Source organism: Arthrobacter sp. NPDC093125 (assembly GCF_044754225.1).
In the GTDB taxonomy this organism is placed as follows: domain Bacteria; phylum Actinomycetota; class Actinomycetes; order Actinomycetales; family Micrococcaceae; genus Arthrobacter.
Genome location: NZ_JBIVOQ010000001.1, coordinates 11,845 through 23,929, shown reverse-complemented (window position 1 = coordinate 23,929; position 12,085 = coordinate 11,845). Strand labels below are relative to the sequence as shown.

The window sequence follows — 12,085 nt, the reverse complement described above, 5'->3', positions numbered from 1 at the left end:
TGCGTCAGCCATGCTCGATGCTGCTGTTGGGGTGCCACGCGCCCGTCACGAGGTAGGTGACCTTCTGCGCCACGGATACGCCGTGGTCCGCGAAACGCTCGAAGTACCGGCTCGCCAGGGCCACGTCAACCGTGGTGGCCGGGGTTTCCTGCCAGTCGCTGCGGGCGATGGCCTTGAACACGCTCACGTGCAGGTCGTTGACCTCCGAGTTCGCCTTCAGGATGTCCCGGGCAACTTCCAGGTCGCGGGTTTCCAGCAGCTGCGTAAGCTTGTTGGCGATCACGATGTCGTGCTCGGCAAAGCTCTTGAAAGTCTCCGTGAGGGAACCCGGGATCACCGTGGACGGGAAGCGGAGGCGCGCCAGCTGCGCGATGTGGCGTGCGAGATCGCCCATGCGCTCCAGCGAGGCGCTCATCCGCAGCGAGCCCACGATCATGCGCAGGTCGCTGGCCACCGGCCCCTGGAGGGCGAGGATGTCGATGGCCCGCTCGTCAAGGCTGTTCTGCAGGAAGTCGATCCGGGCATCAGCCGCGATGACGTCCTGGGCCAGATCGACGTCGGCCACTTCAAACGACGTGGTTGCCTTGGTGATCGCTTCGCTGACCAGCTTTGACATTTCGATGAGGTCTTCGCCCACCTGGGCGAGCTCTTCCTGAAAAACCTTACGCACGTAGGCGTCCTTTCCTTGGAAACCCAGCCCCGCCGTATGGGGCGGTCAGAGTCTCGTATCACCGTTCCGGCAGTCCAACCCGCCACTCTTCCAGTGTCGGGTGAACTGTTACGCACCTCTAGATGAACGTTAGCTGAATCCGCCCCGTTCTGGTCCCGGAACCGCTGATCGGGCATTTCGAAAGCATAAGCTGGAGCCGTGGATCCTATGCTCATCGGTGTCATCGCCGGCCTGATCGGCCTGTCGTTCGGCGTCTTCGGTGTGCTCGCTTTCAGGGTCAGCGAGCAGCAGCGGAAGATTGTCGACGTCGAAATCGATGAGCCGTCGCTTCCCCCGGGCGCCGCTGAAGTGCTCGCCGTCATCGGCAAGGCCTTCGTGGTGGTGGACGCCATCGACGGCGTGGTCCGGGCAAGCCCGGCCGCCTATGCCTACGGGCTGGTGCGGGGCCACACGGTGGTGCACCGGGAGCTGCTGGACATGACAGCGAATGTCCGCCGCGACGGCGTGATCCTGGAAAAGCGGCTCGAGCTTCCGAGAGGCCCCCTCGGCCAGGGCGCCATCATCGTCCAGGTCCGGGCAGCAATGCTCGGGGAGGAATACATTCTCCTGCTGGCCGACGACCGGACCGAGATCACTCGCACGGAGGAAATCCGCAACGACTTCGTGGCGAACGTGTCCCATGAATTGAAGACACCGGTGGGCGCACTGTCCCTGCTGGCGGAGGCGATCGAATCCTCTGCGGATGACGAAGAGGCCGTCCGCCGCTTTGCGGCCCGCATGCACAAGGAGTCGGCCCGGCTTGCCGCGCTGGTGCAGGACATCATCGAACTCTCCCGCCTACAGGGCGCAAACGTTGCGCAGCAGGGCCAGGAAGTGGACATCAACGACGTGGTCTCGGAGGCGGTGGACCGCTCGCAGCTGCCGGCCGAGAGCAAGAACATCCACATCGTCATCGGGGGGCGGGTCGACGCGAAGGTCTACGGCGACCAGGACCTCCTGGTGACCGCCCTGCGCAACCTGATCGACAACGCCATCCGCTATTCACCTGAGAACACGAGGGTGGGGATCGGACTGCGGGCCAAGGAAGGCCTCGTCTCGATCTCGGTGACTGACCAGGGCGAGGGCCTTTCGGCCGAGGACCAGGAGCGCGTGTTCGAACGCTTTTACCGCGTGGATTCCGCGCGGTCACGGCACACCGGCGGCACCGGGCTTGGCCTGAGCATCGTCAAGCATGTCGTCTCCAACCACGGCGGGGAGGTCACCCTGTGGTCGCAGCCGGGCCAGGGGTCCACGTTCACGCTGCGCCTGCCGGAGATGGAAGGGCAGGCATCCCATGCAAAAGAACCAAAGGACGCCGCAGGCGTTCAAGAACGAGGAGTTACCGCTTGAGCAGGATTCTTATTGTGGAGGACGAGGAATCGTTCAGCGATCCCCTGTCCTATCTGCTGGGCAAGGAAGGCTTTGAAGTTGAGGTCGTGGACAACGGCCTGGATGCGATCACGGAATTCGACCGCAACGGAGCTGACCTTGTGCTGCTGGACCTGCAGCTGCCAGGCCTGTCCGGGACCGAGGTCTGCCGCCAGCTGCGCCAGCGCTCCGGCGTCCCCGTGATCATGCTGACCGCCAAGGATACGGAAATCGACAAGGTGGTGGGGCTCGAACTCGGCGCCGACGACTACGTCACCAAGCCGTACTCATCGCGGGAACTGGTCGCGCGCGTCCGGGCAGTGCTCCGGCGGCAGGGGGAGCCGGAGGAACTCGTCGCCAGCACGGTGCAGGCCGGTCCGGTCCGGATGGACGTTGAACGCCACGTTGTCAGCGTGGGCGGGGAACAGGTGGCGCTCCCGCTGAAGGAATTTGAACTCCTCGAGATGCTGCTCCGGAATTCCGGCCGGGTGCTGACCCGCGGACAGCTGATCGACAGGGTCTGGGGATCGGACTACGTGGGTGACACGAAGACCCTCGACGTCCACGTCAAGCGCCTGCGCAGCAAGATCGAACCCGACCCCTCGCTTCCGCGTTACCTGGTGACCGTCCGGGGCCTCGGCTACAAGTTCGAGCCGTAGGCGGACTCGGCTTCACTGCCCGCTAAACGGCCGGACCGAGCATCCGGGCTTAATACCTGAAGGAGGGGATCCCCGTGGGGATCCCCTCCTTCAGGTATTAACGACTCGGCAGTGTCAGTGGCCGCCCTCGGTGGGCGTGGCACCTTCGGTGTGGGCGCCATCAGTGTGCGTGCCGGTTTCGCTCGGAGTCGGCGTCGGGGTGCTGCCCCCGGGCAGGTAGGCCTGGTATTCCTTCAGCGTGCCGTCGACAACCGGAATCTTGACGGTCTCGTTCACGTTGGTGCCGTCTTCACGGACGGTGATGTCCACGAGCGAACCCGGGCGGCCGCCGGCGGTGCTCAGGATGGCCGGGTCCGTGGACTCGTTGAGCAGCGTGTAGGAGTTCTTCTTGACCGGGATCTCGGTCTGGGCGCCTTCGGCTCCGCTCAGGGTGACCTTGACGTCGTTCGAAGAGGAGTTGTAGACAGCACCGATCACGCGTCCGGGCTGGTTCTCGCCTGCGGCAACGATCAGCATGTTCCGCAGCTGCACCGGTCCGACGTCGGAGCGTGTTCCGTCCGAGGCGGCGTACTGCTCGGAGGTCTGCTGGGCGTTAATGTAGCCGCAGCCGGTCAGGGTGAGCAGTCCGATGCTCAGGGCGGCAGCCGCCATGGCCATCTTGCCGCGCTGGCCCCGGTTCATCGCAGTGAAACGCACGTCACGCACTCCTAGAAAAGTCTTGAAACTTGGTTTAGCCATAGCCTATCGGCAAACACGGCTGAACAAGGATTCCCGCCGTACACAATAGCGCCTGTTTCAGGACCCCGTCGGCGTCGAACAAGGCCTGCGGACTACCGCCGCGTAGCGCTTGTCGGCGCTGGGGTGATGCACTATTATCCGCGTTCGTCAAGGGGTCTGAGCCCCCAGTTCTGCCCATTTTCCGCGTATTTCCGCGGTTCAGGGCCCCGATCCATGCCAGTCATATGCCTTAATCGTGATAAACTGGTCTGCGGGAAAGGGGAAAGTCCACATGGTTTTTGAGGTCGGCGAGACAGTAGTTTACCCTCACCACGGTGCAGCAAAAATTGAAGAAATCAAGATGCGCACTGTCAAGGGCGAAGAGAAGATGTATCTCAAGCTCAAGGTGGCTCAGGGTGATCTGACCATTGAAGTTCCAGCAGAAAACGTTGACCTCGTTGGGGTACGCGACGTAGTGGGCAAGGAAGGCTTGGAGCACGTGTTCGATGTGCTTCGTGCCGAGTTCACTGAAGAGCCCACCAACTGGTCGCGCCGTTACAAGGCAAATCTGGAGAAGCTTGCTTCCGGTGACGTCATCAAGGTTGCAGAGGTCGTCCGCGACCTGTGGCGCCGGGATCACGATCGGGGCCTTTCCGCAGGTGAGAAGCGAATGCTGGCCAAGGCACGGCAGATTCTGATTTCAGAATTGGCTTTGGCCGAGAGGACCGACGAAGAGAAGGCTGCAAGCGTTCTCGACGAGGTTCTGGCTTCCTGAGAATTGAACCCCGGTGGCAGAGTGCCGCCGGGGTTTCTTCTTGCCCAAAAACACCCAACTGGGTAGCTGCTCGGGTCGTTCCCAGCTCCCAGAACGACCACAGCTGCTACTGAGTTGGGTGTTAGAGGGGAGCGCGGCCGGGACGTAGGCTAGTCGGCATGAACGATGCAGCCACGCGACCCGTAACCGCCGTCATCCTCGTCGCCGCAGGTTCCGGGCAGCGGCTTGGGTACGGCATGCCCAAGGCGGCGGTGCCCCTGGGCGGCGAACCGATCCTTCTGCACGCGCTACGCGGCATCGTTGCGGCCGGCGTGGCCAGCCAGGTATGCATCGCGCTGCCCGCCGCCGACGCCGGGCTCCGGCAGCTGATCGAGGATTTCAGGGTTGAGTTGGCGGACGGCGGTCCCCTCCTGACAATGGTCGACGGCGGGGCCACCAGGGCGGATTCCGTCCGGTCAGCGCTGGCTGCAGTGGAGGAAGGAACGGAGGCCGTCCTTGTTCATGATGCCGCCCGTGCCCTCACGCCCGAGTCTGTCTTCCACCGGGTGGCGCAGGCGCTGGCCAACGGAGCCTCCGCTGTCATCCCGGTCATCCCCGTGGTGGATACGGTCAAGACCGTCGCCGCCACCGGCGGCAACGACGCTGACATCGCGCCCTTGGTCGTCACGGGCACGGTGTCCCGGCAGGAGCTGCGCGCAGTCCAGACCCCGCAGGGATTCAAGGTGGACACCCTGAAGGCCGCCCACGAGGCGGCAGCAGGCTTTGATGAGAGCACGGCGGCAGCTGTCACCGACGACGCCATGCTGGTGGAGCTCCTTGGTGAGCCGGTGCACGCCGTGCGCGGAGCCAGTCAGTCCCTGAAAATCACCACGCCGCTGGACCTCATCCTCGCCGAAGGCCTCCTCGAGGGTCCCCTCGGCGCGCGCTGGGTGGAAGGCTGACGGCGTGAGCCCGGACGGCGCGCCTAGAGATGATGAGTGAAGACAGCATGAGCGCAGCAGAAAAGGAAAGCACCCGCATGATCCTGCCCCGCACCGGAATCGGCATTGACGTCCACGCTTTCGCGCCGGAGGGTGCGAGCAGGCCACTCTGGCTGGGCGGACTGTTCTGGGAGGGGGAGCGCGGGCTCGCAGGCCATTCCGACGGCGACGCCGTGGCCCATGCGGCGGCCGACGCCCTGTTCTCCGCCTGCGGGATTGGCGACCTCGGAACGCACTTCGGCACCGACCGCCCGGAGTTCGCCGGGGCCTCGGGAGTTACCCTCCTGACAGAAGCGGCACGAATCGTCCGGGCCTCCGGGTTCGAAATAGGCAACGTGGCGGTGCAGTTCGTGGCGAACCGACCCAAGTTCGGGCCGCGCCGAGAAGAGTCGCAGCGCGTCCTGACGGAAGCCGCCGGAGCGCCAGTCAGCGTCACGGCCACCACGAGCGACAGCCTGGGATTCACCGGCAGGGGCGAGGGCATCTCGGCGGTGGCCACGGCCTTGGTCTATCCGGCGACCTGAACATTCCCGGGTCTCTGCTCAGCCTGCAATCACCTACGCTGGAAGAAGGACCTGCGGCGCGCCCGCCGGCACCATCTGTACCGCAACACCAGGAGACCTCCCGTGAAAAAGCTGATTCCCGCCGTCGTGATTGCCTGCCTGCTGCTTACAGGCTGCGGCAACGGCACGCCCAGGATGAGCGTCGGCGAGAGCTGTACATTCCTCAACAGCGATACGTTCAAGCCCAGTGGAAACCAGCAGCAGCAGGCGGACCAGATCGCGAAACACTACCAGGAGATCGCCGACAAGGTGGCCCCCGAAATCGCGGACCCGATCGAGAAGATGGCCAACGTCATGAAGCAGGTGGCCGGCACCGCCCTGGGCGACAAGAACGAGGCCCAGATCGCCGAGCTGACCAAACAGAACAACCGGATCGGCGATGTCTGCAAGTAAGCGGGCCGTGCAAACTGGGCCATCAGCTAATCTGGAGCGGTGACCCTGCGCTTTTACGACACTGCATCCGCCGAAGTCCGCGACTTCGTTCCCCTCGTACCGGGCAAGGCGAGCCTGTATTACTGCGGCGCCACAGTGCAGGGCATGCCGCACGTCGGGCACATCCGTTCGGCGATCGCCTTTGACCAGCTCACCCGCTGGCTGCAGTACCACGGGTTCCGGGTCACAGTGGTCCGGAACGTCACGGACATCGACGACAAAATCCTCGCCAAGTCCGAGGCGTCCTTCCACCCGGACTTCGAGCAGGAACCCGGCGCCGTCCCCGAAGAGGAATGGTGGGCGCTGGCCTACCGGTACGAGCAGGAGTTCCTCAAGGCCTACGACGTCCTCGGCGTCTCCCGGCCCACGTATGAACCCCGCGCCACCGGCCACATCCCTGAGATGCACGCGCTCATCCAGCAGCTCATCGACCGCGGCCACGCCTACCCTGCGCTGGACGGGTCCGGCGATGTCTACTTCGACGTCCGCTCCTGGAACAAGTACGGCTCCCTGACGCGCCAGAAAATTGACGACATGCAAGGCGCCGCGGACGCGGACCCGCGCGGCAAGAAGGACCCGCGGGACTTCGCGCTGTGGAAGGGGCACAAGGAAGGCGAGCCGACGACGGCGGGATGGGTTTCGCCTTGGGGCACCGGCCGTCCCGGCTGGCACCTCGAGTGCTCCGCAATGGCCAGCAAGTATTTGGGCACAGAGTTCGACATTCACGGCGGCGGGCTCGACCTGCGCTTCCCGCACCACGAGAACGAGATGGCCCAGTCCCAGGCCGCCGGACAGGGCTTCGCCAACTTCTGGATGCACAACGGCATGGTCACCTACCAGGGCGAAAAGATGTCGAAGTCCGTTGGGAACACCGTGAGCCCGGCCGAAATGCTGGAGCTCGCTCCGCCGCGGGTCGTCCGCTACTACCTTGGGCAGGCGCAGTACCGCTCGGTGCTGGACTACCAGCCGACGTCCCTGCAGGAGGCGACTGCCGCCGTCGAACGCATTGACGGCTTTATCGCCCGTGCGGTGCGGGCGCTGTCCACGGACGGTTCCCTGCTCTTCGGCAGTTCAGGCGAGGTGCCGGACGCCTTTGCCGCCGCCATGGACGATGACCTCAACGTCCCGCAGGCCCTCGCGGTGCTGCATGACACCGTCCGGGCAGGAAATTCGGCGCTGACCGCCGGGGATCTCGGCACCGCACGGCAGGCGCTTGCCGGCGTGAACGACATGCTCCGGGTACTGGGGATCAACGACGCCGCTCAGCCGGCCGCCGACAACGAAGCGACGGCGGCGCTTGGCGTACTCGTGGAGGCGCAGCTCGCGGCCCGCGCCGACGCCCGCGCCCGGAAGGACTGGCCGGCTTCGGACGCCATCCGGGACACCCTCACCGCTGCCGGCATCCTGGTCGAGGACAGCGCCGACGGACCCACCTGGAGCCTGCAGCGCGGTTGAGCAGAGCGGCTGAACCGGTGGCGTCCACCCGCTCTGCTCAACGATTTAACTTGAGTCAGTAGACTGGAGTTCAGACTTACTCAATTCAATCAAGGGTGGAATCATGGCCAACAACGGTCGCCCGGGCGCAATCCGCAAGAACAAGAAGGGCCCCACCACCGGAACCGGTGGCCATGGCCGTAAGGCTCTCGAGGGCAAGGGACCAACCCCCAAGGCCGAGGACCGCACTTACCACAAGGCGCACAAGAACAAGCAGCTTGCCGAGCGCGCCGCTGCCAAGCGGCCCGGCAGCCCCCGCGGTGCCGGTGCCCGGTCGGGCCCGAAGGGCCGCGCCATGGAGGAAGTCGTCACCGGCCGCAACTCCGTGGTTGAAGCGCTTCGCGCCGGCATTCCGGCCAAGGCGCTGCACGTGGCCGTCCGCATCGAAATGGACGACCGCGTCAAGGAGTCCCTTAAGATCGCCGCCGAGCGAGGCATCCCGCTGCTCGAGACCGGCAAGCCCGAGCTCGACCGCATGACCGACGACGCCGTACACCAGGGCCTCGTGCTGCAGATCCCGCCGTACGAATACCAGGACGCCTACGACCTCGCCGAAGAAACTATTGAGAAGTGGAAGAAGGGGCACGTTTCCAATGCGCCTCTGTTCGTGGCGCTGGACGGCATCACGGACCCCCGCAACCTCGGCGCCATCATCCGCTCCGTCTCCGCGTTCAGCGGCCATGGCGTGATCGTCCCCGAGCGCCGTTCCGTGGGTGTCACGGCCTCCGCATGGAAGACCAGCGCCGGCGCCGCCGTCCGCGTCCCCGTGGCCCGCGCTTCGAACCTGAACAACGCCCTGAAGCAGTTCAAGGGCATGGGAATGTTCGTTCTGGGGCTCGACGGCGACGGCGATGTATCGTTGCCCGACCTCAGCCTGGCCACGGAGCCGGTCTGCATCGTGGTCGGCTCTGAGGGCAAGGGCCTGAGCCGCCTGGTCCGGGAAAACTGCGACCAGATCGTCTCGATCCCGATCGACTCCGCCATGGAGTCCCTGAACGCCTCAATGGCGGTCGGCATCTCCCTCTACGAAATCTCCCGCCAGCGCGCCACCAAATAACCCCGCCCAGACCGCAAAGGCAAACCGCCCGCCGCGGTTCGGTGGTGAGGTCACCCCTGCGCGATAGCGGCTACAAACGCTCCCTCAGCTTTCGCAGGAAATTCGGGAACGCTTCCTCAGCTTTCGCCGCGAAACGGCACACGCTTCCGCATGTGATTGCGGAAGCGTGTGCGTTTTTCCTGCAAGAGCTGCAGGAGGGTTCCGTTTTAAGCGACGAGAGCTGAGGAAGCGTTTTGTTGGTGGGGCACACGAGGCGCTGGCGGCCCTTAGAACTCGCGGCGGTTGGCCAGGACTGGGAGCTTGGCGCGGGCTTCCTTGACGACGGCGGGATCCAGGTCGGCGAACAGGAGGCCGGGGGCGCCGTCGAGCTCGCTGAGGACCTCCCCGAAAGGCGACACAACGGCGCTGTGGCCGACGCCCGTGGGTGCCGCGCCGTGCGGCTCGGTGCCCTGGGTGGCGGGGTCGCCTTGGCCGCAGGCGAGGACGTAGGTGGTGGTGTCGACGGCACGGGCGCGGGCCAGGAGCTTCCACTGGTCGACCTTGCCCGGACCGGCTCCCCAGGAAGCGCAGATGATGTTCGCGGCGGCCCCGCGGTCGGCGTTGGCGGTGAAGAGGGACGGGAAACGGATGTCGTAGCAGGTGGCCAGGCCGAAGGTGAGCCCACCGGCGTCGAACGTTACGGGGCCTGACCCGGCATCCACGGTGTCCGACTCGAGGAAGCCGAACGCGTCGAAGAGGTGCACCTTGTCGTAGCTGGTGTCCACGCCGGGGCCGGTGACCAGCAGTGTGTTCCGAACCTTCCCGCGGCCGCCATCCGGTGCGGAGCCCGGGGTGAACATGCCGGTAACGATCACGATTCCCAGCTCGGCGGCAATCGAACGGACCCGGTTGGCCCACGGACCGTCGAGTGGCTCTGCGATGTCGTGCAGGGAATTGCCGAACGCGCGCATGGTTGCTTCGGGGAACACAACGAGTTCGGCGCCGCCCCCCTTTGCCTGGCGGGCGTACTCCTCCAGCACCTCGAGGTTGCGCTCCGCCTCACGGCCGGTGATGATCTGGGCCAGTGCAATCTTCACGAATACCTCCACCTTTTGGCGTTTTTCCGGGCGGCAGCAGGCCACAGCCGGCAATCGAATCGTCACATGCCGGAACAGATCGGCTTTTGAGCGCGACGCTTAAGCTTTAATCGATAGTAATGCCCCTAATTGATACAGCCTCGACAGTGGACGCCGCTCAGGCGTTCCCCCTTGGCGTAAGTTCCGTTGGACCGGGACCCTCTGGAGCCGGCTCTCCGGGCAGCCGCGCGAGGGTGGCTGTCTACGCGCCGGGCGTGCAGACACTGGAGATTGCGTATCAGGCGCCAGGCGGCGAGTGGAGGCTCCACACGCTGCCAAACGTGTCCAGGGGCGTCCATTACGGCGTGGTGGACGCCTTCCCTGTAGGGTCCCGCTACGGCTTCCGCCCTGCCGCCGACCGCCAGGTCCTGCCGCTCACAGTTCCCACAACGGATTTTGACGACGACGGCGGCAGTCAGCCGCTGCTTCTCGATCCCTACGGGCGGGGCGTGGATCAACGCAACGGTTTCCTCACCAGTGTGAGGACGTCCAGCGATTTTGACTGGGGCCAGGACCAGCGGCTGCACACGCCCTGGCGGAACACGATCATCTATGAGGCGCACGTCCGCGGGCAGAGCATGCTGCACCCAGACATTCCGGAGACCCTGCGCGGCACCTATGCGGGCATGGGTCATCCTGCAATGATCGAGCACCTGACGGGCCTGGGAGTCACGGCAGTACAGTTGCTGCCCGTTCACTTCCACCTCGACGAACCGCATCTGCAGGATCTTGGCCTGACGAATTACTGGGGCTACAACACGGCGGCATTCTTTGCCCCGCACCCGGCCTATGCGACCAAGTCAGCGCAGGAGTCGGGACCGCAGGCGGTCCAGGACGAGTTCAAGGGCATGGTCAAGCTCCTGCACGCCGCCGGCATCGAGGTTCTCCTGGACGTGGTCTACAACCACACGGCGGAGGGCGGGCCGGACGGGAACACCTTCGGCTTCCGCGGCCTGGGGGAGCGGAGCTATTACCGCACCGACGGCAGCGGCAGGTACGTCGACACCACCGGCTGCGGGAACACCCTGAATTTTGCTGAACCCCGCGTTGTCCAGTTGGTACTGGATTCGCTCCGGTACTGGGTAAACGAGTTCCATATCGACGGATTCCGCTTCGACCTCGCCGTGGCGCTCTGCAGGAACGCGGCCAACGAATTCGATCCCAAGCATCCTTTCCTGACCGAAGTGGCGGCGGATCCGGTGCTCTCGGGCGTAAAGCTCATCGCCGAACCCTGGGACGTGGGCCACGGAGGCTGGCAGACCGGCCGCTTCCCGGGCGGCTGGGTGGACTGGAACGACCATTACCGCGATGCCATGCGTTCGTTCTGGGTTGCGGACCGTGCCGCCATCGACGGCGGCGGCCAAGGGGGTTCCGTGGCGCGGCTGGCAGACGCCATCTCCGGTTCGGCAAGCCTCTTTGAGGCCTCAGGCCGCTCCCGCCTCGCATCCCTGAACTACATCGCCTCGCACGACGGCTTCACCATGACGGACCTCGTCTCCTACGACCGCAAGCACAATGAGGCCAACGGGGAGCAGAACCGGGACGGGCACGGCGACAACCGCAGCTACAACCACGGGTTTGAGGGCCGGACCGAGGATGAAGCCATCCTTGCCCGGCGTGCCCAGACGCGGCGGAACCTGATGGCATCGCTCATGATCTCACTCGGCGTTCCCATGATCACCGCCGGCGATGAACTTGGCCGGACCCAGCAAGGGAACAACAACGCGTATTGCCAGGACAACCCGCTTACGTGGATCGACTGGACGAGCACCCCGGAATCCCACGCCATGCTCCGGAGCACTAAGCGCGTGATCCGGCTCCGCAAGGAGTTCCTGGCCGGGCAGCCGCATGACTATCCCGCGCGCGACGCCAACTCCTTCCTGTACTGGTTTGATGAGAACGGCCAGCCCATGACCACGGAGCGGTGGAACGACCCGAAGCACCGCATCGTGCAGCTGCTGCTCGGCTCTGATGACGGTCAGGTGGCCGGGCTCATTGTTGTCAACGGCGGACGCGACGATGTGATGGTCATGCTTCCGAAGTTCGCCAAGGACGGCGGCAAGGACGAAGGCGCCGGAGTTCGGACGTTCGAATTGCGGGTCACTACGTCCGAACTCCACGACCAGCGCCAGGGCATCAACGTGGCACCCGGCGACCGGGATCTGGTGCAGGCCAACACCATCAACATCTACCGCGCCTAGTACGGGCCTGGCACG

General features: G+C 65.0%; 12 protein-coding genes. 9 read left to right on the top strand and 3 right to left on the bottom strand.

All coding sequences use genetic code 11. The features are described 5' to 3' along the window. Positions 1-4 precede the first annotated feature (4 nt). Entirely contained in the window at positions 5-670 is a 666-nt protein-coding gene (phoU, locus tag ACIP9X_RS00090; protein ID WP_400477691.1) for a phosphate signaling complex protein PhoU, read from the bottom strand. A 207-nt stretch (positions 671-877) separates the two neighbouring features. On the opposite strand from phoU, the gene ACIP9X_RS00085 reads away from it, so the two are divergent. Together ACIP9X_RS00085 and ACIP9X_RS00080 are read left to right on the top strand one after the other, a co-directional pair. Then, on the top strand, positions 878-2,059 hold the full coding sequence (locus ACIP9X_RS00085) for a sensor histidine kinase (protein WP_400478506.1): 1,182 nt from the start codon (positions 878-880) through the stop codon (positions 2,057-2,059). Beyond that, on the top strand, positions 2,056-2,736 hold the full coding sequence (locus ACIP9X_RS00080) for a response regulator (protein ID WP_400477690.1): 681 nt from the start codon (positions 2,056-2,058) through the stop codon (positions 2,734-2,736). Before ACIP9X_RS00085 ends, ACIP9X_RS00080 begins: the two co-directional genes overlap by 4 nt. A 114-nt stretch (positions 2,737-2,850) precedes the next feature. Here ACIP9X_RS00080 and ACIP9X_RS00075 read toward each other — a convergent pair whose 3' ends face one another. Beyond that, positions 2,851-3,417, bottom strand: a complete 567-nt coding sequence (locus ACIP9X_RS00075) for a hypothetical protein (RefSeq protein WP_400478505.1) — start codon at positions 3,415-3,417, stop codon at positions 2,851-2,853. A 328-nt stretch (positions 3,418-3,745) separates the two neighbouring features. Here ACIP9X_RS00075 and ACIP9X_RS00070 point away from each other — a divergent pair, with 328 nt between their 5' ends. From ACIP9X_RS00070 to rlmB, 6 genes are all read left to right on the top strand, one after another. Then, entirely contained in the window at positions 3,746-4,228 is a 483-nt protein-coding gene (locus tag ACIP9X_RS00070; RefSeq protein ID WP_400477689.1) for a CarD family transcriptional regulator, read from the top strand. A gap of 158 nt (positions 4,229-4,386) precedes the next feature. Next, positions 4,387-5,169, top strand: a complete 783-nt coding sequence (ispD, locus tag ACIP9X_RS00065; RefSeq protein ID WP_400477688.1) for a 2-C-methyl-D-erythritol 4-phosphate cytidylyltransferase — start codon at positions 4,387-4,389, stop codon at positions 5,167-5,169. Positions 5,170-5,246: 77 nt separating this feature from the next. Then, positions 5,247-5,732 carry a 2-C-methyl-D-erythritol 2,4-cyclodiphosphate synthase gene (gene ispF / locus ACIP9X_RS00060; RefSeq protein ID WP_400478504.1) on the top strand — a complete coding sequence of 162 codons (486 nt, stop codon included), beginning with the start codon at positions 5,247-5,249 and terminating at the stop codon, positions 5,730-5,732. A 102-nt stretch (positions 5,733-5,834) separates the two neighbouring features. Beyond that, the gene (locus ACIP9X_RS00055; RefSeq protein WP_400477687.1) at positions 5,835-6,164 is read left to right on the top strand and encodes a hypothetical protein; all 330 of its coding nucleotides are present in this window, start codon (positions 5,835-5,837) and stop codon (positions 6,162-6,164) included. 39 nt (positions 6,165-6,203) lie between these two features. Beyond that, positions 6,204-7,658, top strand: coding sequence for a cysteine--tRNA ligase (gene cysS, locus ACIP9X_RS00050; RefSeq protein ID WP_400477686.1), 1,455 nt, complete (start codon positions 6,204-6,206; stop codon positions 7,656-7,658). Between the two features lie 103 nt (positions 7,659-7,761). Next, positions 7,762-8,754: a 23S rRNA (guanosine(2251)-2'-O)-methyltransferase RlmB gene (gene rlmB, locus ACIP9X_RS00045; RefSeq protein WP_400477685.1), complete on the top strand. Its 993-nt coding sequence runs from the start codon at positions 7,762-7,764 to the stop codon at positions 8,752-8,754. A gap of 266 nt (positions 8,755-9,020) precedes the next feature. Here the strand turns inward: rlmB and ACIP9X_RS00040 are convergent, their stop codons facing one another. Continuing rightward, positions 9,021-9,830 (bottom strand): carbon-nitrogen hydrolase family protein, encoded by an 810-nt coding sequence (locus ACIP9X_RS00040; RefSeq protein WP_400477684.1) that lies wholly within the window; start codon positions 9,828-9,830, stop codon positions 9,021-9,023. Positions 9,831-9,949: 119 nt separating this feature from the next. On the opposite strand from ACIP9X_RS00040, the gene glgX reads away from it, so the two are divergent. After that, complete coding sequence (gene glgX, locus ACIP9X_RS00035; protein WP_400477683.1) at positions 9,950-12,070, top strand: glycogen debranching protein GlgX; 2,121 nt, start codon at positions 9,950-9,952, stop codon at positions 12,068-12,070. Positions 12,071-12,085 lie beyond the last annotated feature (15 nt).